Source organism: Streptomyces sp. NPDC047108 (assembly GCF_040643575.1).
GTDB lineage: Bacteria > Actinomycetota > Actinomycetes > Streptomycetales > Streptomycetaceae > Streptomyces.
In genome coordinates this window covers 681264-703104 of sequence record NZ_JBEYUP010000002.1, presented here as the reverse complement: position 1 = coordinate 703104, position 21841 = coordinate 681264, and the positions used below count along the sequence as shown (strand labels likewise).

General features: G+C 72.0%; 16 protein-coding genes. 3 read left to right on the top strand and 13 right to left on the bottom strand.

The window, feature by feature from the left end; translation table 11 throughout:
• Window positions 1-390: 390 nt before the first annotated feature.
• Window positions 391-822: a VOC family protein gene (locus tag ABZ822_RS08280; protein ID WP_360848698.1), complete on the top strand. Its 432-nt coding sequence runs from the start codon at window positions 391-393 to the stop codon at window positions 820-822.
• A 167-nt stretch (window positions 823-989) separates the two neighbouring features.
• Here the strand turns inward: ABZ822_RS08280 and dacB are convergent, their stop codons facing one another.
• From dacB to ABZ822_RS08265, 3 genes are all read right to left on the bottom strand, one after another.
• Window positions 990-2252 (bottom strand): D-alanyl-D-alanine carboxypeptidase/D-alanyl-D-alanine-endopeptidase, encoded by a 1263-nt coding sequence (gene dacB, locus ABZ822_RS08275; protein ID WP_360848884.1) that lies wholly within the window; start codon window positions 2250-2252, stop codon window positions 990-992.
• 410 nt (window positions 2253-2662) lie between these two features.
• A complete protein-coding gene (locus tag ABZ822_RS08270) occupies window positions 2663-5152 on the bottom strand; it encodes a SpoIIE family protein phosphatase (protein ID WP_360848695.1) in 2490 nt (829 codons plus the stop codon).
• A 256-nt stretch (window positions 5153-5408) separates the two neighbouring features.
• Window positions 5409-7931: a SpoIIE family protein phosphatase gene (locus tag ABZ822_RS08265; protein ID WP_360848692.1), complete on the bottom strand. Its 2523-nt coding sequence runs from the start codon at window positions 7929-7931 to the stop codon at window positions 5409-5411.
• 103 nt (window positions 7932-8034) lie between these two features.
• On the opposite strand from ABZ822_RS08265, the gene ABZ822_RS08260 reads away from it, so the two are divergent.
• Entirely contained in the window at window positions 8035-9276 is a 1242-nt protein-coding gene (locus ABZ822_RS08260; RefSeq protein WP_360848690.1) for an amidase, read from the top strand.
• A gap of 99 nt (window positions 9277-9375) precedes the next feature.
• On the opposite strand, the gene ABZ822_RS08255 is transcribed toward ABZ822_RS08260, so the two are convergent.
• From ABZ822_RS08255 to ABZ822_RS08245, 3 genes are all read right to left on the bottom strand, one after another.
• On the bottom strand, window positions 9376-10278 hold the full coding sequence (locus tag ABZ822_RS08255; RefSeq protein WP_360848881.1) for a class I SAM-dependent methyltransferase: 903 nt from the start codon (window positions 10276-10278) through the stop codon (window positions 9376-9378).
• A gap of 255 nt (window positions 10279-10533) precedes the next feature.
• Window positions 10534-10764, bottom strand: coding sequence for a hypothetical protein (locus tag ABZ822_RS08250; protein ID WP_360848687.1), 231 nt, complete (start codon window positions 10762-10764; stop codon window positions 10534-10536).
• 173 nt (window positions 10765-10937) lie between these two features.
• Window positions 10938-11888: a class I SAM-dependent methyltransferase gene (locus ABZ822_RS08245; RefSeq protein ID WP_360848684.1), complete on the bottom strand. Its 951-nt coding sequence runs from the start codon at window positions 11886-11888 to the stop codon at window positions 10938-10940.
• 71 nt (window positions 11889-11959) lie between these two features.
• Here ABZ822_RS08245 and ABZ822_RS08240 point away from each other — a divergent pair, with 71 nt between their 5' ends.
• Window positions 11960-13798 carry a prolyl oligopeptidase family serine peptidase gene (locus ABZ822_RS08240; RefSeq protein WP_360848681.1) on the top strand — a complete coding sequence of 613 codons (1839 nt, stop codon included), beginning with the start codon at window positions 11960-11962 and terminating at the stop codon, window positions 13796-13798.
• Between the two features lie 344 nt (window positions 13799-14142).
• On the opposite strand, the gene ABZ822_RS08235 is transcribed toward ABZ822_RS08240, so the two are convergent.
• From ABZ822_RS08235 to recR, 7 genes are all read right to left on the bottom strand, one after another.
• Window positions 14143-15117: an SURF1 family protein gene (locus ABZ822_RS08235; protein ID WP_360848678.1), complete on the bottom strand. Its 975-nt coding sequence runs from the start codon at window positions 15115-15117 to the stop codon at window positions 14143-14145.
• Between the two features lie 395 nt (window positions 15118-15512).
• Window positions 15513-16928 carry a hypothetical protein gene (locus ABZ822_RS08230; RefSeq protein ID WP_360848675.1) on the bottom strand — a complete coding sequence of 472 codons (1416 nt, stop codon included), beginning with the start codon at window positions 16926-16928 and terminating at the stop codon, window positions 15513-15515.
• Window positions 16925-17500 carry a SigE family RNA polymerase sigma factor gene (locus tag ABZ822_RS08225; RefSeq protein WP_360848878.1) on the bottom strand — a complete coding sequence of 192 codons (576 nt, stop codon included), beginning with the start codon at window positions 17498-17500 and terminating at the stop codon, window positions 16925-16927. The genes ABZ822_RS08230 and ABZ822_RS08225 overlap by 4 nt, the downstream gene beginning before the upstream one ends.
• 385 nt (window positions 17501-17885) lie before the next feature.
• Window positions 17886-18959 (bottom strand): aspartate-semialdehyde dehydrogenase, encoded by a 1074-nt coding sequence (locus ABZ822_RS08220; protein ID WP_360848673.1) that lies wholly within the window; start codon window positions 18957-18959, stop codon window positions 17886-17888.
• Window positions 18956-20242, bottom strand: coding sequence for an aspartate kinase (locus ABZ822_RS08215; RefSeq protein ID WP_360848670.1), 1287 nt, complete (start codon window positions 20240-20242; stop codon window positions 18956-18958). Before ABZ822_RS08215 ends, ABZ822_RS08220 begins: the two co-directional genes overlap by 4 nt.
• 292 nt (window positions 20243-20534) lie before the next feature.
• The gene (locus ABZ822_RS08210) at window positions 20535-21203 is read right to left on the bottom strand and encodes a DUF5063 domain-containing protein (protein WP_360848667.1); all 669 of its coding nucleotides are present in this window, start codon (window positions 21201-21203) and stop codon (window positions 20535-20537) included.
• The gene (recR, locus tag ABZ822_RS08205) at window positions 21196-21795 is read right to left on the bottom strand and encodes a recombination mediator RecR (protein WP_360848664.1); all 600 of its coding nucleotides are present in this window, start codon (window positions 21793-21795) and stop codon (window positions 21196-21198) included. The genes ABZ822_RS08210 and recR overlap by 8 nt, the downstream gene beginning before the upstream one ends.
• Window positions 21796-21841 lie beyond the last annotated feature (46 nt).

Genomic DNA, 21841 nt, shown 5'->3' with positions numbered 1-21841 from the left:
GGGTGTGGCTGATCAGTTGCCTCTGCCACGGCCGTGGCCTTGTTAGGCTGGGCCGCAGCCCGGTCGTTGGCGCATCCCCCGTCGTCAACGATCGGGTCCTTTCATGTCCGCGGACATTCCGGCGGACCACGCGTCGCCGCATCGGCGGCCACCGCCCATCCCTCAGGAACCGGGTCCGGGACTTCCGGATCTCTTGGCGCAATTCCGGACGCGTGTCGTCGGTTCCCGCCGGGATTCTTCATGGTTCGGGCGGCACGGCGGTGTGCCGGGCCGAGGGAAGTGTGGCGCGGCACCGGCTCGGTTCGCGGTGATTGTCAGTGGCGGGTGACACAGTCGTTCTGCGGTCCGCGGAACCGGCCGAACCGGGTCATCACGGGAGAGAAGGTCATCATGGAGTACACGATCGAGGTCCTGTCCGTCCCCGTCACGGATGTCGACCGGGCCAAGGCGTTCTACGCGGACCAGTGCGGCTTCCACGTCGATCTCGACACCGAGGTGGCGCCGGGCATTCGCATCGTGCAGATCACACCGCCCGGGTCACGGTGCTCGATCGCGCTGGAGCAGGGCATGCCGCCCTCCCCGTCCCAGCGGGCGATGGAGCCGGGCACGTTGCACGGCGTGCAGGTCTGCGTGACCGACATCGATGCCGCGCACGCCGAACTGTCCGGGCGGGGCGTGGACATCAGCCCGGTGCAGCACGTGGGGCCGTCGGGCTGGGAGGAGGGCAAGGGCGAGACCTGGAACTCCTTCGCCTTCTTCACGGACCCGGACGGCAACGGCTGGGTGCTCCAGGAGGCGCCGGCCCCGCTGTCCGCCCGGTAGGCGCCGAGGGGCAGTGGCAGCGGGCGGGGGCCGGACGCCAGCCTGCCCCCGGGGTGCGGGCTCGTGGCCTGCGTCCCCCGGGGGCCGGTGCGTCGGTGTTGTGCCGGTGCGCTTCGGCGGGCGTCGCCGCGGGTGGCACGCCTGTCACGGGAGCGGACCGAACGGCGTTACGACCAGCAGCCGTTCACGGTGGCCGCGAGTCCGTCCAGCGCGTCCCTGATGGCGGCCGGGTCGGCCTTGGAGTCGTTCTCCATGAAGGAGAAGACCTTCCACCGGCCGTCCTGGCCCTGGGTGACGCCGCTGAGCGCCATGGCGCCGGTCAGCGTGCCCGTCTTGGCGCTGACGTTGCCGACCGCGCACTTGGACCGGGCGTCGTCGAAGCGGCCGAACTCCGGGCCCAGGGTGCTGCCCGCCTCGCCCGCGACGGGCAGGCCGTCCCGTACCGGGCCGAGGGTGGCGGCGTTGCGCGGGTCGGTCGACAGGTCGAGGATGCGGGCGATCATGGAGGCCGGGATGCGGTCGGCGCGGGAGAGGCCGCTGCCGTCGTGCAGTTCGAGGCCGTCGAGCGGAATGCCGTACCGCTCGCTGAGGATCTGTCGCACGGACTCCGCGCCGCCTTCGAAGGTGGCCGGCCGGTCCGTGGCGAGGGCCGTCATGCGGAACAGGGTCTCGGCGATGTTGCTGTCGCTCGTCTTGAGCATCCGGTGGACGGTCTCGGACAGCGTCGGCGACTGGTGCTGGGCGACGGGGAAGTCCGTGGGGCTGCTCTGCTTGCGCTCGACCTTGCCGTCGACCGTGACGCCCTGGTCGGCGAGGCGGGCCGCGAAGACCTTCCCGGCGTCGACGGAGGTGTCCATGACGGCGTGGCCGTCGACGACGAGGGAGCGGACGGGCGCGATGTCCCCGGGGAAGTAGCTCTTGTCCCAGCCCTCGGCCAGGGAGGGTTCCGCGAAGAGGCTGTCGTCGACCCGGACCTTCACGGAGTCGACGCCCGCGTACTTCAGGCCCGCGGCCGCGGTCTTGGCGAGTTCGGCCACGTCCTCACCGGTCAGCAGCCGGTCGCCGCCGCCCACGAGGGTCAGCGTTCCGTCGCCGTAGACGACCTTGGTGGTGAACCGGTGGTCCGGGCCCATCGCGGTGAGGGCGGCCGTGGCGGTGGCGAGCTTGGCGTTGGACGCGGGCATCAGCGCCGTCGCCGACTTGTGCCCCCACACCACCTGGTCGGACTCGGCGTCCATGACGAATCCGTCGAGGTTGGTGCCCAGACGCTTGTCGTCGACGCGGGAGTCGAGGTTCTGGGCGATCTTCTCGTCAGGGGTGCCGCTGTCCGTTCCGGTGGTGTCGGCGGTGGTCGCGACGGTGGACTTGTCGGCCGCGAACGCCGATCCCGCGGTCGCGGCGCCGACGGTCCCGGCGACCGGGACGGCCATGGCGAGGACGAGCGCACGGCGGGCGGCCAGGCTCAGGGACCCGGACCCGGATCTGGTCCTCCGGTGGGACGGCGGCCTGCGGTTGGGGGTGGACGCTGCTGTGGGGGGCGATACGTGGTCCATGCGCGGGTGTGCTCCACGAGGTCGGGGTGGGCGGACGGACGGCGGTCACACACGGGCGACCACGTCGGCACTACGAGCCGACGGACCGGCCGGTTCACCGTCGGCTCACCCGGCAGACAGCGGCGCACAGCGGCGCAGGGACAGAACGCAGGGGGAAACGCAGCGGGTTCGCTCCCTCTCACGTGATCTCAAGCCCTCGGCTTCCAGGACCGGGGCGACCGGACGGGTTCAACTCCCCTGCACCGCATCCGTCTTGACGCGGACGGCCCCTCGGCGACCGGCGAAGGTCAGTACGTCTCCCCCGCGTCGTACCCGCTCTCCCCGAACCACGCGCCCAGTGCCCCCGTGACCGTCTCCCCGCCCTCGGGGAGCGGCTGTTCGCACCAGATCGTCTTGCCGCCCTGGCTCGGGCGGGTGCCCCAGCGGTCGGTGAGCTGGGCGACGAGGAGCAGTCCGCGTCCGCCCTCGTCCAGGACGGGGGCCCGGCGCAGATGCGGGGCCGTGCTGCTGCCGTCGGAGACCTCGCAGATCAGGCTGGACTCCTTGATGAGGCGGAGCTGGATGGGCGGGGCCCCGTAGCGCAGGGCGTTGGTGACGAGTTCGCTGACCACCAGTTCCGTGACGAAGCCCGCGTCCTCCAGCCCCCACCGTTCCAGTTGTTCGAGTGCCCAGGTGCGTGTGTCGGCGAGGGCGGCCGGGTCCATCGGGAGGTCCTTGACGGCGACCCGGTCGGCGTGGAGGGCGTGGGTGCGGGCCATGAGCAGGGCCGCGTCGTCGGCCGCGCGGTCGGGGATCATCGCGTCGACGACGGTGTTGCACAGGGAGTCGAGGGAGTTCGCAGGCTTGGTGAGGACGGTCCGCAGGTGGTCCAGCCCCTCGTCGAGGTCGTCGCCGCGCGAGCCGAGCAGGCCGTCGGTGTAGAGGGCGAGCACGCTGTCCTCCGGCATCTCCATCTCGCGTGATTCGAAGGGCAGTCCGCCGAGCCCGAGCGGTGGTCCGGGGGTCACGGGGACGAAGTCGACCTGCCCGTCGGGGGAGAGCACGGCGGGCGGCGGGTGCCCGGCGCAGGCGAAGGAGCACATCCGGGTGACGGGGTCGTAGATCGCGTAGAGGCATGTCGCCCAGTGGCCGGAGATCTGGGCACCGCCCGTTTCGGGACCGGCTTCGGCGTCCTCCCCCGCGCCGAGGTGGGTGACGAGGTCGTCCAGGTGCGTGAGCAACTCGTCGGGCGGCAGGTCGACATCGGCCAGGGTGCGGACGGCGGTGCGCAGCCGCCCCATGGTGGCGGAGGCGTGGAGTCCGTGTCCGGCCACGTCGCCGACGGCCAGGGCCACGCGGGCGCCGGAGAGGGGGATGACGTCGAACCAGTCGCCGCCGACGCCGAATTGGGAGTCGGCGGGCAGGTAGCGGAAGGCGATGTCGAGCGCGGGCTGCCGGGGCAGCTCCTGGGGGAGCAGGCTGCGCTGGAGGGCGAGGGCGGTGGTGTGCTCACGGGTGTAGCGGCGGGCGTTGTCCAGGCAGATGCCGGCCCGCCTGACCAGTTCCTCGGCGAGGACGACGTCCTCCTCACGGAACGGCTCCCTGCTGCCGGAGCGGATCAGCATCGTCACCCCCAGGGTGACGCCACGCGCCCTGATGGGGGCCAGCATGAACGAGTGGAAGCCGTACCGCTCGGCGCGCTCGGCGCGCGGCGGGTCGTCCTCGAACCACTGGACGACGAGCGGATCCGTCGTCTCCAGCACCATGGGGCGCGGGGCGGTGAGACAGCGGACGGGCGGCGCCCGGTACGGGTAGACGCCGACGTCCCCGATGTCGACCACGGTTTCCGGGGCGCCCTCGTTGACGGACCGGTGGGCCATGCGGCGCAGTTCGGCGCCTCCCGTAGCCGGGCCCGGTTCGTCGCCGTGGAGGAGGGGTTCGAGCAGGTCGACGCTGGCGAAGTCGGCGACGCCGGGGACGGCGATGTCGGCGAGTTCCTGTGCCGTGGTGGGGACGTCGAGGGTGCTGCCGATGCAGAGGCTGGCCTCGTTGAGCACGGCCAGCCGTTCCCGGGCGAGGTGCTGCGCGGTGACGTCGCCGACCGTGGCGCAGACGCCGAGGACGCGCCCAGCGGCGTCCCGCAGGACCGACGCGTCGGCGGAGAAGACGTGGTCGTGGTCCGGGTCGGCCCGGGTGCGTCCGCGGATCCGGAAGCCGACGGCCGCCTCCCCGGAGACCATGACGTCGCGCATGCGGTCCTCCCACGCCTGGGTGTCCGGGCCGAAGAGGACGTCCTCCACGCGGCGGCCCATGCGTTCCTCCTGTGTCACGCCCATGACTCGGCTCATCGCCTCGTTCTGGCGGACGCAGCGCAGTTCCGTGTCGTAGACGGTCAGGGCGACCGGCGAGTCGGTGAACAGCCATTCCAGCAGGGCGTGTTCGTCGACGGGGGTGCCGCCTCCGGGGTCGCCGAGCAGGAGTATCTGTTCGGTGCCGGCGCCGTGGCGTGCGAAGTCGCTGACACGTACGGGGAGTCGGAGCCGGTGGCCGTTCGCGTGGCGCAGGTCGAGGTCACCGCGCCAGCCGTCCTTGACGGCGGAGAACGAGGAGGAGGCGCCGGAGACGAGGAGGTCGGAGAGGGGCCGTCCCATGACGGCGTCGGAGGCGTGGCCGAGGAGGCGCCGGGCGCCGGGGCTCCAGCCCGTCACGGCACCGCGACGATCGACCATGATCGCGGCGTGGTACGGGTTGGGGTGGCTGGGGAGCCGTTCGCGCGGTGTGGCATCGTCGGCGTCCATGTGTGCCGGCCTCACTGGGCGGAATGGTCGGGAATGCTCCGCTCGGTCACTGGTCGATGGTTGATTCGTACACGGGAATGATGCCCGCTCCAGACTGGGGCAAATCTGCCCAAACCACCCCAAACGTCTCCGATGGTGTGCGCCCTCCGGTCCCGCCCGTGAGCGCCCGCGATCACGGCGGGCGAGGCGCCGGGCATGATCGCGGGCGCAGAGGTCGTGGTCATGACGACGGTCGTGGTGATGACGACAGCCGTGGTCACGGCGACACCAGGGCCGTCACGGCGCCGTACTCGGTGAGGAGCAGCGCGATGTCGTCGGCGCGGTAGGAGGAACGCCGTGCCCCGACGAGCAGCCGGTCCGCCAGCTCGTCGAGCGTGTCCGCGCGGGCATGGGCCAGCGACGCCCTGAGCCGGTCGACCCCGAGATCGATGTCCGCACCGCGCTCCTCGACGAGACCGTCCGTGTAGAGGGCGAGGACCGAACCCGGCGGAAGGCTGATCAAGGTCTCCGGGTAGCCGCTCACCCGGTCGACCCCGAGGAGCGGGCCGACCTCCAGGTCCAGGACGTCCGCCGTTCCGTCGGGGCGGCGGAGCAGCGGCGGAGGATGACCGGCCCGGACGGCGTACGCGCGGTGGCGGCCCGGCTCGAGACGCACGTAGCAGCAGCTGGCCAGCAGGCCCGGATCGAGGTCGATGAGGGTCCGGTTGGCGCCCGCCACCACATCGCCCGGGGTGTGACCGACCGCGGTGAACGCCCGTACGGCGCTGCGCAGCTGCGCCATGGTGGCCGCGGCGCTCACACTGTGGCCCTCGACGTCCCCGACGACCAGGGACACCCCGTCACCGGTCGGGATGACGTCGTACCAGTCCCCGCCGATCTCCATGCCGCTGGTGCCGGGAAGATAGCGGGCGGTACTGCTGAGGCCGGGCAGCTCGGGCAGGCTGTGCGGCAGCAGCGCCTGCTGCAGGCCGCGGGCGAGGGCGAACTCCGCGTCGTAGAGCCGTGCCCGTTCCAGCGCCTGGGCGATCAGACCGGCGAGGGCCGTCAGCACGCTCCGGTCGGTCGTACCGAACCGGTGGGGCTCGTCGAAGCCGAGCACGCAGGTGCCGAGGGGACGGCTGGAGGCGATCAGCGGCAGATACGCCCAGGAGCCCGCCTCGCCGGCCGGGACGCCCGGATAGATCTGGGCCAGGTCCTGCTCCGATTCGATGAACAGCGGGACCCCGGAGGTCAGGGCCTCCGTCCCGGGCAGGTGCGCCTGAAGGCGCTCCCCCTCCAGCCAATCCAGGAACCCCTTGTGGCGGCCGGTCCTGAAGAGCAGGTGCATCTTGCCCTCCCGGGCGGCGAACACCGCCAGCTCCTGGCCGCCGAAGGCAGGGAGGAGCTGCTCGGCGACGGCCGTGCAGACCTCGCGCACCGTGACGGCCTCGGTCAGCGCGCTGCCGAGCTGCAGCACGTGGTACATCACGCCGAGGCGGGCCGGTGCGGTGACGGCGGGGGCGATCGCCGACGCCGCCGTCTCCCCCGCCGCGGCGGGGGCCGCGGCGGCCGGGGCGGTCGCGGCCGCCGGAAGCCGGCCCACGGGTACCGCGCGGCCCGTCACCCCGTTCGCGTCGGGGTGAAGGGAGAAGGCGATCCACTGGTCGGGCGGACGGCGGGCCAGGAACGAGGCGGGCTGCTGCGAGACCATCGCCGAGCGGTGGCGGAACTCGAACGCGGGGTCGGACAGCCACGGCAGGACGTCCCACAGGCTCTGACCGAGCAGGTCCTCCACCCCGATGCCGAGGAGAGAGACCAGGCTGGGATTGGCGTAGGTGACCCGGCCGTCCGGGGCGAGCGAGAACAGCCCGTCCCGCAACCGCTCGACTGCCGCGACGGCCGCCGTCCCGACCTGCGCGTCGACGACCGCCCCGATGACATGGGCGCTCTCCCGGTCCTCGGGCGGGCCGGGCGTACGGCGGCCCCACAGCTCGGCGACGCGGTACGTCTCGCCTCCGGGCCCGCCGCCTCCGCTGTCCCGGATCCGCAAGCGCTGCGCGGCGACCCGGCCCCGGGACGTCGCCTCCCGCGCGGCGGCGCGGAAGGCGGCCAGGTCGCCGGGGTGCAGGCGGCGGGTGAGGGTGTCGATCCGTCCGTCGAAGGCGCTGGGATCGAGACCGAAGATCGAGCAGAACTCGTCGTCCGCGGCCAGAGTGCCCGCGGCGAGATCCCAGTCGAAGATGCCGACCCGCACCGCCGGTGCCGTGACGGCGGGCGCCTCTACGGGCGTCGTCTTTCCGTCGCACTCCACGGGGTCGCCCGTACGGTCACGCAGCTCCGCCAGGGAGGCCCCGAGCCGCGCGGCGATGGTGCGCACCTGGCGGCGCCGGGCCTTGGAGAGCCCTGGACTGCCGTTGGGCGCAGACCAGACGACCGCCAGAGCGCCGAACGTCTCCTTGTCCGTGCCCACGGGCACCGAGCAGGAGCCGAACGCGTACGGCAGGGCCACGGCGAGCTGGGGGTAGCGGCGCATCGTCTCATCACCGTCGGACAGGTGGACGGTGCGCCCGGAGCTGTAGGCGGCGGCGACGGGGATGGGGCTGCCGACCGCGATGAGGTGCCAGCCGCCGAGCTGGGACGGCGGCATCCCGCAGGTGGCGGCGAGCACGATCGAACGGCGGTCCCGCGAGCGCAGGAAGATGCTGCCGGAGTACGCGCCGGACGCTTCGACGGCCCTCGCGACGGCCGCGGTCAGCAGGTCCTCACGCTCCCCGGCCCCGGTGACGATCGCCCCGGTCATACATCCAGTGTGCGCTCGCCCGGCGGGCCACGCGGGCTCGGGAACGGGCGGGCATGTGGCGTCGCGGCGCGTCGGTGGCGCACGCCGCGGGAAGGACTCAGTGGTGAGCCCGCCGATCGTCGGCCCGGCAGCCGCCGCCGAGCAGGGAGGCACGATGGGACCGAACCCGTCCGGTGCGGCGGACACCACGGTCTGGCGAGTACGGGGCGAGCCTCTGGTCGCCGGATCCGGCAGCGGCCCGCTGCGCGGCGTACGCCTGGCGGTCAAGGACCTCTTCGCCGTCGCGGGACACCGGATCGGCGCGGGCAACCCGTACCGGCTGGCCGAGGCGTCCCCGGAGGCCGAGCACGCCTGGGCCGTACGAGCCCTGCTGGAGGCGGGTGCCGACATCACCGGCATCGCGCAGACCGACGAGTTCGCCTACAGCCTCAACGGCACCAACGCGCACTACGGCACCCCGCCGAACCCCGCTGCTCCCGGCCGGGTGCCCGGCGGCTCCTCCAGCGGACCGGCGAGCGCCGTCGCCCTCGGGCAGGCGGACGCCGGACTCGGCAGCGACACGGCGGGTTCCGTCCGGGTACCCGCCTCGTACTGCGGGCTCCACGGCATGCGGCCGACGCACGGCGCCGTCCCCGTCACCGGCCTGCTGCCGCTGGCCCCGGCCTTCGACACCGTCGGCTGGCTGGCGAGGGACGCGGCGCTGCTCGGGCGGCTCGGGGACGTCCTGCTGCCGCCCGCGGCCCCCGGTCTCCCCGCGCCGCGCCTCGCCCGTGTGGTGACGGACCTGCTGGATCTGGCGGGCGAGCCGGTCCGCGCAGCTTTCCGCCCTGCGGCTTCTGAGCTGGCCCGGCGAGCAGGGCTGCGGATCGAGGAGACGCCTGCCCTGCCCGGGGACCAGACGGAGTGGGCGGTCGCGTTCACCACGGTGCAGCTCGCGCAGGCCTGGCAGTCCGACGGCGCGTGGGTCGACGCCCACCCCGGCGCTCTCGGGCCCGGCGTGACCACGCGGTTCGCGCGGGCGGCGGCAGTGACGGCCGAGGAGCGGGCCACGGCACGAGCGGTCCTGGACGAGGCCACCCGCACACTGCGGGACGCCGTACCGCCGGACACCGTGCTGCTGCTGCCCGCCACCAGCGCCCCCGCCCCGCCCGCCGGCGCAGACAGCGAAGGCAGGACGGCGACCCGGCAGGCGACCGTACGGCTCACGTGCCTGGCGTCCCTCGCCGGGCTGCCGTGCGTGGCGCTGCCCTTGATGAGGGTGGGCGGGCTGCCGGTGGGACTGTGCGCGATCGGGGCGCACGGCAGCGATCGCGCCCTGCTCCGCCTCGCGCTCGCCGCGACGTGAGGACGGGTCCGCCCTCGTCCTCAACAGCCAGGGCGGACACAGGAGTTCGCTGTGCGGTCGGGGGCTTCGGACGTCGGACGTCGAGGCTGCGCGGCGATGTCAGCCGCGGCGGCGCCGGATCGCGCGGGTGACGACGGGCGGCAGGAAGTCGGCCGCGACGCGGCGGACTGCGGAGCGGCGGGCCGCCGCCCGTGCGGGAGCCGTGGAGGACGGAGCCGCCCCGGCCGGCGCGGGATCACCGGCGAACCGGGACACCGGGGCGACCGGAGGCCGGGGACGGCCGGAGAACCGCACGACCCGCCGGCCGGCGATCTCCTGGACGCTGATGTTCATGTCGCCGCGGTCGCGCGCCTCGGCGAGCAGGTCCTCCTGCACCGGCTCCGGGTCGTCCCAGGTCCCGTACAGCTTCTGGGTGCTGAGGCAGACGGGCCTGAGCCCGCGGTTGAAGACGGCCTCCCAGGTCGCGGCGGCCACGCCGGGCGTGTGCTCGGACCGGAAGTCGTCCAGGACGACGAGCCCGCCGGGCAGCAGGGACTGCCGCGCGATCCCGATGTCGCCGACCACGTGCTCGTACAGGTGCGATGCGTCGATGTGCACGAACCTGCAGGTGTCCGGCGGGATACGGCCGTCCAGGACGGAGGTGGTGGCCTGCACGACCTCGGGCAGCCCGTCGTGGAAGGCGAGGTAGTTCTCCTCGAAGGCGACGCGGGTGAGGGAGGCGTAGGACTTACGGGCCTCGGCCGCGTTGGACTCGTCGGGCGCGGGCGCGTCGAAGAGATCGCAGACCGTGAAGCGCTCGCCGTCACCGCGGAAGGTGCCGGTGAAGATCGCGCTCTTGCCCAGGTACACACCCATCTCGAGCAGATCGCCCCGCTCCCCCCTGCGCCGCTGACGGGAGAGGAGCGCGGCGAAGAGCACCTGGTCGAGGCTGGGGAACCACCCTTTGACGTCGTCGAACCGGCGTGGGCGCTGCTGCTCTGCACTGGCGAGGGTTGCCGTCATCATGCTGTCCTCGGGTGGCGGGGCGGGCGTCGGACGGAGCGGCCACAGTAGGGGGCGCAAAGCGTCGCCCGGCCGTACCGGGGGTGTCGTTCGTGTGCCGCTTTCACGGACGTCGGATGTCCGCGATCACCCGGCTCCGCGGGGTCCGGCGATACCCTCGCCGCGCATCACCTGGACCGGCCCGCTCACCCGGCCCGCCGCGCTCACCGCACTCACCGCGCTCACCGCACTCCGCGTGGGAGGACCGCGCGGCGCTCAGTCGTCGGGCAGGCTCTCCCACGCCTCGCCCTCGCCGAACAGCTCGTAGCCCTTGTCGGCGGCGATCTCCGCCGCGTGGGCCCGGCTGCGGACATGCACCTCGTGCCGACGGCTCCTCACCGTCGGCTCCGGTCCCTCCGCCTTCTCCGCCGCCACGATCTTGTACGTCTCGTAGACGACCTGGCCGGGCTCCTTCTTGCTCCAGACGACATGCATGCTGGTTCCCATCGGGATCACTCCCAACCGGACGAGTCCCCTGACATCAGGTTCTCATCTGGAGGGGTGATCGGCGCGGGCGAGGACGCCGGTAATCGTGACCGTACGGTGTGTGACCAGCAACGGGGACTACAGGCCCGCCCGTCCGGGACGTGCCGTGAGCGCTCTCGGCGAGCTCGGCGACCTCAGGTGCGGGCCGCGCGGACGCTGTACATGAGGGGGATCCGCGGACGGTCCTGCGGGAGGCGGAACAGGCCGTCGTCGCCGCGCCGCAGGGCCGGGAACCTCCGGCGGACGGTCATGTCGTGCTCGTGCAGGAACTCGATCCGCAACCCGGCGGCCGCGAGCGCGGAGACGACCTCGCCGACCGGGTGCTGCCACCCGGGACTGCGGTGGCCCCCTGCCGTACGGGCTTCTTGGCCTGCCGCGCCGGTAACCATGCCGGTGCCGACGTCGATGCCGGTGCCCGTGTCGGTGCTGACGTCGATGCCGGTGCCGGTGCCGGTGCCGGTGCCGGTGCCGGTGTCGCCGTACCGCTCCGGGGCCTCGCCGGCCCACGGGTCACCGCTGAAGTAGTCGTGGACGAGCCGGGTGCCGGTCCCGTCGTCGAACACCTCGGCCACGGGATGGAACTCGGCCAGGTAGAGGAAACCGCCCGGAGCGACGAGAGAAGCGGCGATCTCGGCCCAGCGGGCGACGTCCGGCAGCCGCCACAGGGCGCCGGGACCGGAATACACGATGTCGTACGAGGTGTCGGGGACCGCTTCGGCGGCATCGTCGACATCGGCGGCGACGAAGGCGGCACGGTCCGCGGTGAACCCGGCCTCGGCGGCCAGCTCGCGGGCGACGTCGACGGCCGGCTCCGAAGCGTCGAGTCCGACGACCGGGCCCGCGCCGCGCCGCGCCCAGGAGAGCGCGTCCACCCCGATGTGGCACTGCAGATGGAGGAGCGACCTTCCGGTCACGGGCCCGATCTCGGCGGCCTCGAAATCGCGGACGGTGTCCTCGCCCCGCCGGAAGGCGTCGACCTCCTGGGGGCCGACCGCGCCGTGCACCGAGTCGCTGTCGTCCCACAGGACGCGGTTGGCGTGAAGCCAGTCACCGCCACGAGAGTCCGGGCCGTCGGATTTGTGCATGAGATCGGAGGTTATCCACAGGCTGCGGCCATCGCCACCACGTTGTCCGCCCGTCTGCGCAGAATGGGGTCATGACTGATGAGAGCACCGGACCCGCGAGGTCCACGGAGTCCCTGGAATCCATGCCGGACTGGGAGAAGCGCTTCAGGGCACCGCGGGTCGGGCTGCCGGACTGGGCGGAGGACGCGCCCCACCGTTCCCTCTTCGTCTCCAACGCGACCGGGACGTACGAGCTGTACACCTGGGATCGCGCGACCGGCGATCAGCGGCAGGCCACCGACCGCCCGAACGGCACCACGGACGGCACGCTGTCGCCCGACGGCGCATGGCTGTGGTGGTTCAGCGACACCGACGGTGACGAGTTCGGCGTGTGGATGCGGCAGCCCTTCGGGGGCGGTGACGACGAGCCCGCGACGCCCGGACTCGACCCCTCCTACCCCGCCGGGCTCGCACTCGGGCGCGACGGCACGGTGGTCGTCGGCCGGTCCACTGACGAGGACGGCTCCACCATCCACGTCCTCAAGGCCGCCGGCGACGGCGAACCGGCGCGCCCCGTGGAGATCTACCGGCATCGCGAATCGGCGGACGTCGGCGATCTGTCCCACGACTCCACGCTCATCGCGATCGAGCACACCGAGCACGGCGACGCCATGCACTCGGCGCTCCGCGTGGTCCGCCTCGACGGCTCGGTCGTGGCCGAACTCGACGACACCAAGGGCGGCACCGAGGAACTGGGCCTGGCCTGCCTCGGGTTCGCCCCCGTCGACGGCGACTCCCGGATGCTCGTCGGACACCAGCGGGACGGGCGCTGGGTGCCGATGATCTGGGACCCGGCGACGCACGAGGAGACCGCCCTGGCCATCGACCTGCCCGGCGACGTCGGCGCCGAGTGGTACCCGGACGGGTCAGCACTCCTCATCGAGCACAGCCACCACGCGCGCAGCGAGCTGTACCGCTACGAACTCGCCACCGCCGCACTGATACAGCTTGAAACCCCGGCGGGCACGGTCTCGGGCGCGACGGCGCGCCCCGACGGTTCCGTGGAGTACCTCTGGTCCTCCGCCGAACGGCCCCCCGCCGTCCGGTCCACGACGGGGCGCACGGTTCTCGACCCGCCCGGTATGAAGGCGCCGGGATCCGTACCGGTCACGGACGCGTGGGTGGACGGCCCCGGCGGCAAGGTGCACGCGCTCGTGCAGAAGCCGGAGGGCGAAGGCCCCTTCCCCACCGTCTTCGACATCCATGGCGGACCGACCTGGCACGACAGCGACGCCTTCGCCGGAGGACCCGCGGCCTGGGTCGACCACGGCTTCGCCGTCGTTCGCGTCAACTACCGCGGCTCGACCGGCTACGGGCGGGAGTGGACGGACGCCCTCAAGCACCGCGTCGGGCTCATCGAACTCGAGGACATCGATGCGGTGCGGGTGTGGGCCGTGGAGTCCGGCCTCGCGGACCCCTCCCGGCTCGTCCTCGCGGGCGGATCATGGGGCGGCTATCTGACGCTGCTCGGCCTCGGCACACAGCCGGACGTGTGGGCCGTCGGCCTGGCAGCCGTGCCGGTCGCCGACTACGTCACCGCGTACCACGACGAGATGGAGGCGCTGAAGGCGATGGACCGCACCCTGCTGGGCGGCACCCCGGAAGAGGTGCCGGAGCGGTTCACGGCGTCGTCACCGCTGACGTACGTCGACCAGGTGCGGGCGCCCGTCCACATCTCGGCGGGCATGAACGACCCGCGCTGCCCGATCCGCCAGGTCGAGAACTACGTCCGCAAGCTGGAGGAACGGGACGCACCGCACGAGGTGTACCGGTACGACGCGGGGCACGGCTCGCTGGTCGTGGAGGAGCGCATCAAGCAGCTCCGTATGGAGATCGACTTCGCGGAGCGGCATCTGCCGGCGACGGACTGACGCGGACAGTCCAACCCGGCGGCGAACCGTCCGCCCTTCCCGGCGGGGCCACAGTCCCCGCCGGGAAGGGGGCGCTGCCTGCGGGCGGGGGGGTGGGCTGGGGACTTGTGGAGGGTGGGGAGGGGCGGGGGGGGAGGGCCCCCAGAGAGGTGAACGAGCGGTGCCAGGCAAACCCCGCCGTGGAAGAGAAGACCCTGCCGCGCCAGCCGCACGACCCGCCGCCAGAGGCCCCGCCCCGCCAGCCGCACGACCCGCCGCCTCGGAGAGAGGTCGCCGCCCCGCCAGCCACACATCCCGCCGTGCCGGGCTGAACCGCGCCGCCGGACAGTACGCGCCCGCCCCCGTCAGGGACGAGCAGCCGTGGACTCGGCCTGCTCCTGCGACGGTTCCGTCTGCTCCCGCGCCTGTCCGGCGCCTCGCTCAGCACCTTGCTCGGCATCTCGCTCAGCACCGCGCTCGGCACCTTGCTGCGCGGAGGCCGCCGACTCCGGCGACGGATCCGCCTGCTGCTCCCCCGGGGACGCCGACGACTCGGCCTGCTCCGGCAGAAGACCCAGCGCGAGGTCGCGCTGGCTCTCCACCTCGCGGCGGACGAGTCGGAACCACATGAAGAGGACGAAGCCTGCGAAGACGAACCACTCGCCGGTGTAGCCGAGGTTCTGGAAAGCCTTGAGGTCGAGACCGGAGCCTTCGACGGCGGCCGCGGGCACCGCGCGCAGGCCGCCCGGTGTCTCGCCCTCGGGGAGGGTGATCCAGGCGTTGTGCACCGGATACGGCACCAGGTTGACCAGCGACGCGGCGCTGATCATGCCGACCTGGCCCTCGCTCAGACCGCCGTTCGCGTGGACTCCGCCCGTGCCTTGGTTCTCCGACGCCTGGAGCGCTCCGGTCACAGTGACCTCGCCGCGCGGCGGTGCGGGCACCCGTGCACGGTCGGACGCGTTGTCCGCGTCGCCGGGCAGCCAGCCGCGGACGACGGGGAGGGCCTTGCCCGCGTCCGTACGGAGCAGGGTGAGGACGTAGAAGCCGGACTTCTCGTCCAGCCGCCGGTCCGGGACGAGCAGTTGGTCGTCCTCGTAGCGGCCGGTCGCGGTGGCCGGCCGTCCCCAGGTCACCTTGGTGACGGGGAGCAGGCGCTCCAGCGGTTGAGCCTTCTGCGAGGCGTGGATGTCCTGGTCCCGCTTCGCTTCCTGGTGGGATTCGACGCGCGTCTCGAAGCGACCGAGCTGCCAGCTCCCCATGAACAGGCAGAAGGGCACGCCCAGCACGACGAAAAGATTGATGCCCCACCAGCGGGGCGTCAACAGGAATCGGTACACACCACCACGGTACGGGCCCCGGGCCGGGCGCCCCCCGCCGGGGTGCGCTTCACGCCCCGTCCGCCGACGCCCCGGTCGAACAGCGGACGGCCGGCAGATACCGGACAGCGGACCGCGAAGCGGCGGCGCCTCGACGGCTGACAGGCACCACAACCGTGGGCACCACGTGCGCACCACAACCGTGGGCACCACGTGGGCGCCACAACCGGGAGCCCGAAGACCCGGAGCCCCAAGACCCGGAGCCCCAAGACCCGATGCCTCAAGGCCCGGAACTCAAGACCCCCAGGTGGACGTCCGGCGGGGCGGGCCTCGAAGACAGGCCCGCCCCGCTCTCCTCCCCTCCCGAGGTCTTCACCGGGTGCGTTCAGGTGTCCTGCGCGGAGCGTGCCGCGCGGTCAGGACGCCTCCAGCGCTCCCGTGCGATAGATCGTCCCGGCGCAGGCGTTGCTGATCGTGGCGCTCGTCGCCGCCGGGTCGCCCGACTGGGGCGTGTGGCTGAGCACGATGCTTCCCGCGGGCGGTGCGGGGTCGTCCGCCGCCCCGTCGGCCGCGGGCTGTCCGCCCGGTTCGCCCGTGCCGCCCGGATCCGGTGAGTTGCCGGGAGCGGGGCAGCCGCCCGAGCCGCCGTCCGCCGGGATCCAGGCGAACTTGATCTCGTATGCCAGGCCCGGCTTGAGGATCACTCGCTGCGGCTCGGTGGCCGGATCGGGCAGGCCCGATGCGGCATCGCCCGCCGTGTGGTCGATGACGCTGATCCGGCTCCCGTCGGCGCCTCCCTGCGCGGACGCGACGACGAGACCGCCGCCGTCGATCGCGCATGCGCTGCCGGAGGTGTTGGAGACCCGGAACGATCCGTAGACGGTGCTCGCGCCGTCCAGCGTGCCGGGGGTGGCCCCGCCGCTGCTGAGCTGGTCTCGGGAGCAGACCGGAGAGGTGGCTGCCATGGTCTCGGACGGTCCGACGCCTGAACCGGCCGTACTGCCGCCCGGCTCCTCGGACTTGTCGCCCTTGCCGCCGCTCTTGCCGTCCTTCTCGCTGCCGCCGGTCTCGTCGTCGGACGGTGTGACGTCCGTGGAACCGTCTCCGTCGTCGGACTGGGAGCCGTTGGTGGCGCCGCCCTGCGCGACTTCGCTGTGTCCGGCGTTGGCGGGGCGGTCCCCGTTCTCGTCGGTCAGGGCGACGTGCATCAGTGCGGGGACGGCGGTGCCGACGAGCAGCACCGCGGCGGCCGCGCCGACGAAGGCCTGCCGCTTGCGGGCGCGGCGGGCGGGAACGGCGCGCCGGAGGTGTTCCAGGGCCTCTGGCGAGGGCTCGAGTTCGTCGACGGCGGTGTGCAGCAGCCGCCGCAGCGCCTCTTCGTCCGGGCGCATGCCGTCGTCAGGGCCCGTACCCGTACCGTCGTCGGGGCCCATGCCGCCGCCCGAACCCATGCTGCCGCCCGGGCGCGCCCCCTCGTCCGGGCCCGCGCCGGCATCCGTACGCGTGCCTGCGTCCGAGCCCGCTCGCTCATCCGAGGTCGCTGCCTCGTCCGGGTCCGCGCTCGCGTCCGTACGCCGATCGCCGTCCGTACGCCTGCCCTCGTCCGTACGCCTGCCCTCGTCCGTACGCCGGCTCGCATCCGTATGTCCGCTCGCATCCGTACGCCGATCGCCGTCCGGTCGTCCGTCCGTACGCCGACCGCCGTCCGGTCGTCCGTGCGTGCGCCGATCGCCTTCCGGCTGCTGGTCCTCGGGGCCGGAGGGTTGTCTCAGGTCGTGCAGCAGACCGTCCAGCCCCTTCGGGCTGTCGGGTCCGTCGTGCTGGTTGCTCATGCCGGGGCCTCCATGGCGACGCGCAGCGCCGCGATTCCCCGCGAACCGTACGCCTTGACGGAGCCCAGTGATATGCCGAGCGTCTCGGCGACCTGTGCTTCGGTCATGTCGGCGAAGTAGCGCAGCACGAGCACCTCGCGCTGCCTGCGCTGCAGTCCGCGCATGGCCTGGATCAACTGGTCGCGCTCCAGCTGCTCGTACGCGCCTTCCTCGGCGCTCGCCATGTCGGGCATGGGCTTGGAGAGCAGCTTCAGTCCGAGGATGCGGCGGCGCAGGGCGGAGCGGGAGAGGTTGACGACCGTCTGCCGCAGGTAGGCGAGGGTCTTCTCCGGGTCGCGGACCCGGTTGCGCGCGGAGTGCACACGGATGAAGGCTTCCTGGACGACGTCCTCGCAGGAGGCGGTGTCGTCCAGGAGCAGGGCGGCGAGACCGAGGAGCGACCTGTAGTGGGCGCGGTAGGTCTCGGTCAGGTGGTCGACTGTGGTGCCCGCTGTCATTGCGCCGTCAGAATCCTCGCGCTGCGACGGGATGCGGGCGGGAGGCACGGCGGGCACGGGCGCGATCACCGGCATGCCGCCGGTCGCGCCGAGACCGACCGGACGCAGTACCGCTGCGCCGGCCCCATGGGTCGCTGCCATGCCGAAAACCTCTGCCACGCTTGTTGGACACGCTGCCCCCCGTCAGGGTTGTACGCGTGAGCCACCGCTTTTACTGACGGACCAAATGCCCTCATGCGCACCATTCTTTCCTGAATGCCCCATTTGCCGCAGCGACTCGGAAGGACGACCACAAAGACGCTCCCCGCCCAACTGCCGGTTGCAGTAGGCGGGGAGCGAATTCTCGAACAGGCACATGTCCCGTATCAAGCGGCACGGACCATGTACTTGCTCACTCAATCTTCACAAGTCCAGCGGGGCTGTCGCACACCGTTCCGCGCGGCCTGCCGCCAGGAGCGTCCTACGCGGCCGCCAGCTCCGCGGCCACAAGTTCCGCGATCTGGGCGGTGTTGAGCGCGGCTCCCTTGCGGAGGTTGTCGCCGCAGACGAACAGCTCCAGCGCGTTGGGGTCGTCCAGCGAGCGCCGCACCCGGCCGACCCAGGTCGGGTCCGTGCCCACGACGTCCGCGGGCGTCGGGTACTCGCCCTCGGCCGGGTTGTCGCAGACCACGACGCCCGGCGCGGCGCTGAGGATCTCGTGCGCCTCGGCGACCGTGACCGGATTCTCGAACCGCGCGTGCACGGTCAGCGAGTGCGTGGTGATCACGGGGACGCGGACGCAGGTCGCGGTGACTCTTAGGTTCGGCAGCCCCAGGATCTTGCGGGACTCGTTGCGGACCTTCAGCTCCTCGGAGGACCAGCCGTCCTCCTTCAGCGAGCCCGCGAACGGCACGACGTTGTACGCGATCGGCGCCGGGTACGGGCCCAGTTCACCGACGGCGCGGCGTACGTCACCGGGCTGCGCGCCCAGTTCCGTACCCGCGACCTTGGCGATCTGCTCGCGGAGGGTGTCGATGCCTTCCTTCCCCGAGCCCGAGACCGCCTGGTACGAGGAGACGATCAGCTCGCTCAGCTCGAACTCGGCGTGCAGGGCGCCCAGCGCGACGATCATCGAGAGCGTCGTGCAGTTGGGGTTGGCGATGATGCCGCGCGGACGGGTCCGCGCGGCATGGGCGTTCACCTCGGGCACCACCAGGGGAACATCCGGGTCCATACGGAAGGCACCCGAATTGTCCACGGCGATCGCGCCCTTGGCGGCGGCGACAGGGGCCCACTGGGCCGAGACCTCGTCGGGCACGTCGAACATCGCGACGTCCACGCCCTCGAAGGCCTCCTCGCTCAGGGCGACGACCTCGACCTCCTCACCGCGCACGGTGAGCTTCTTGCCGGCCGAGCGAGGCGAGGCGATGAGCCGGATCTCGCCCCAGATGTCGGCACGCTCGGAGAGGATGCCGAGCATCACCGTGCCGACGGCGCCGGTGGCGCCGACGACGGCGAGAGTGGGCTTGTCGCCCGCGGCCCGGGCCGTTGTCATCGGCCCGTCCCTCCGTACACGACGGCCTCGTCGGACTCGCTGTCGAGTCCGAAAGCCGTGTGCACGGCGCGGACGGCTTCGTTGACGTCGTCGGCGCGGGTCACCACGGAGATACGGATCTCCGAGGTGGAGATCAGCTCGATGTTGACCCCGGCGTTCGACAGGGCCTCGAAGAAGGTCGCGGTGACGCCCGGGTTGGTCTTCATGCCCGCGCCGACGAGCGAGATCTTGGCGATCTGGTCGTCGTAGCGGAGGGATTCGAAGCCGATGGCGGACTTCGCGCGCTCCAGGGCGCCGATGGCCTTCTTACCCTCGGTCTTCGGCAGGGTGAAGGAGATGTCGGTGAGACCGGTGGAGGCCGCCGACACGTTCTGCACGACCATGTCGATGTTGATCTCGGCGTCCGCGATCGCCCGGAAGATCGTCGCGGCCTCGCCCGGCTTGTCCGGGACGCCGACGACCGTGACCTTGGCCTCGGACGTGTCGTGGGCAACCCCCGAGATGAGTGCCTGCTCCATCGGTAGTTCCCCTTGCTTGTGCGACTGGTGCGACTCGTTGCTGACCCAGGTGCCCTTCAGGCCGGAGAAGGACGACCGGACGTGGATCGGGATGTTGTAGCGGCGCGCGTACTCGACGCAGCGGTGCAGCAGCACCTTGGAGCCCGAGGCGGCGAGCTCCAGCATGTCCTCGAAGGAGATCCAGTCGATCTTGCGGGCCTTCTTCACGACCCGGGGGTCGGCGGTGAAGACACCGTCCACGTCGGTGTAGATCTCGCACACCTCGGCGTTCAGCGCCGCTGCCAGCGCGACGGCCGTGGTGTCCGATCCGCCGCGGCCGAGGGTGGTGATGTCCTTCTTGTCCTGGGACACACCCTGGAATCCGGCGACGATGGCGATGTTGCCCTCATCCACGGACGCCTGGATCCGGCCCGGCGTCACATCGATGATCCGCGCTTTGTTGTGGACCGAGTCGGTGATGAGTCCTGCCTGGCTGCCGGTGAACGACTGCGCCTCGTGTCCGAGGTTTTTGATCGCCATCGCCAGCAGCGCCATGGAGATCCGCTCTCCGGCGGTCAGCAGCATGTCGAACTCACGCCCGGCAGGCATCGGAGATACCTCCTGGGCGAGATCGATCAGCTCGTCCGTCGTGTCACCCATCGCCGAGACCACGACGACCACCTGGTGGCCGGTTCGCTTGGCTTCGACGATCCGCTTGGCGACGCGCTTGATGCCTTCGGCATCCGCAACGGAGGAGCCGCCGTACTTCTGCACGACAAGGCCCACGTGCGCTCCTCGCAACTCATGTCTTCCGGGGACCCCGAATCAGGATCCTTCGGTCGGCTCAGTTTAACGAGCAGGAGGAACTGGCCACCTCGGTATCACATCGCGAGACGGCGTCCCATTCAGTGATCATCGAGAGGACCCGCGACCCGCCGTGCCCGCTCCGCGGAAGCACCTGCCCGCCCTTGGGCAGAACACACGGAAACGTAATTCAGTTCACACGGAACGGGTGCCCGTGCGGATGCGGACGGTCCGCCGCTCCTCGTACGGGCCCCGGACGCCGTTGGGGCGGGGCTCAGCGCCGTGCGGGGCGCAGTCCCAGCGGTGCCGCGATCTCCTCGGCCATCACCCGGCCCGCCTCTTCCTCCAGCGCCCCGTCCTCGGCCGCCCCGGCGTCCGTGTCCAGGCCGTCGAGCTCGTCCAGCGGGGACTCGGTACGGATGTGGGCCAGCAGCGACTGCAGCGCACGCAGCGTGGCCGACGCCGTGGGCCCCCAGTTGGAGAAGTACGAGAACTGCCACCACCACAGCGCCTCGGTCACACGCCCCGCCCGGTAGTGGGCCATGCCGTGCCGCAGGTCGGTGATGATGTCCGCCAGGTCGTCGGAGATCCGGCACGCGACCGGCTCGCTGCGCGGTACGTACGGGTCGAAGACCTCGGAGTAGACGTCCGCGGGGTCCAGCAGCACGGCGAACCGCTCGCGCAGCTCGTCGACGTCGTCCGGCTCCGGGCCCGCGTCGGCCTCGTAGCGTTCGTCCGGGACGATGTCCTCGTGCGCGCCCAGCCGCCCGCCCGCGAGCAGGAGCTGCGACACCTCCAGCAGGAGATACGGGATCGCGCTGCCCGGCTCGTCGCCCTTGGCCACTTCCGTGACGGCGACGATGAAGCTCTCCACCTGGTCGGCGATCTGTACGGCGAAGTCGTCCGGATCCTGCTTGGCATCGTGGAGCGTGGCGTCAGACATCGAGAAGTCGTCTCCCTTCGAAGGCACGACCCAGCGTGACCTCGTCCGCGTACTCCAGGTCCCCCCCGACAGGGAGCCCGCTGGCCAGTCGCGTGACCTTCAGACCCATGGGCTTGACCATACGGGCGAGGTAGGTGGCCGTGGCCTCCCCCTCGAGATTCGGGTCGGTGGCCAGGATCAGCTCCGTGACGGCGCCGTCGGCGAGCCTGGCCAGCAGTTCCCTGATCCGCAGGTCGTCCGGGCCGACGCCCTCGATGGGGCTGATCGCCCCGCCGAGTACGTGGTAGCGGCCCCGGAACTCACGCGTCCGCTCGATCGCGACGACGTCCTTGGGCTCCTCGACGACGCAGATGACCGCAGGGTCGCGGCGCGGGTCCTGGCAGACCCGGCACTGCTCCTCCTGGGCCACGTTGCCGCACACGCCGCAGAACCGGACCTTCTCCTTGACCTCGGCCAGCGCGTGGGCGAGCCGGCGGACGTCGGCCGGCTCGGCCTGGAGAATGTGAAAGGCGATCCGCTGCGCGCTCTTGGGACCGACGCCGGGCAGCCTGCCCAACTCGTCGATGAGGTCCTGGACCACGCCTTCATACACGGATCGCCGTCTCCAATCATCTACCTGCTGCGTACGCTAGTTGATC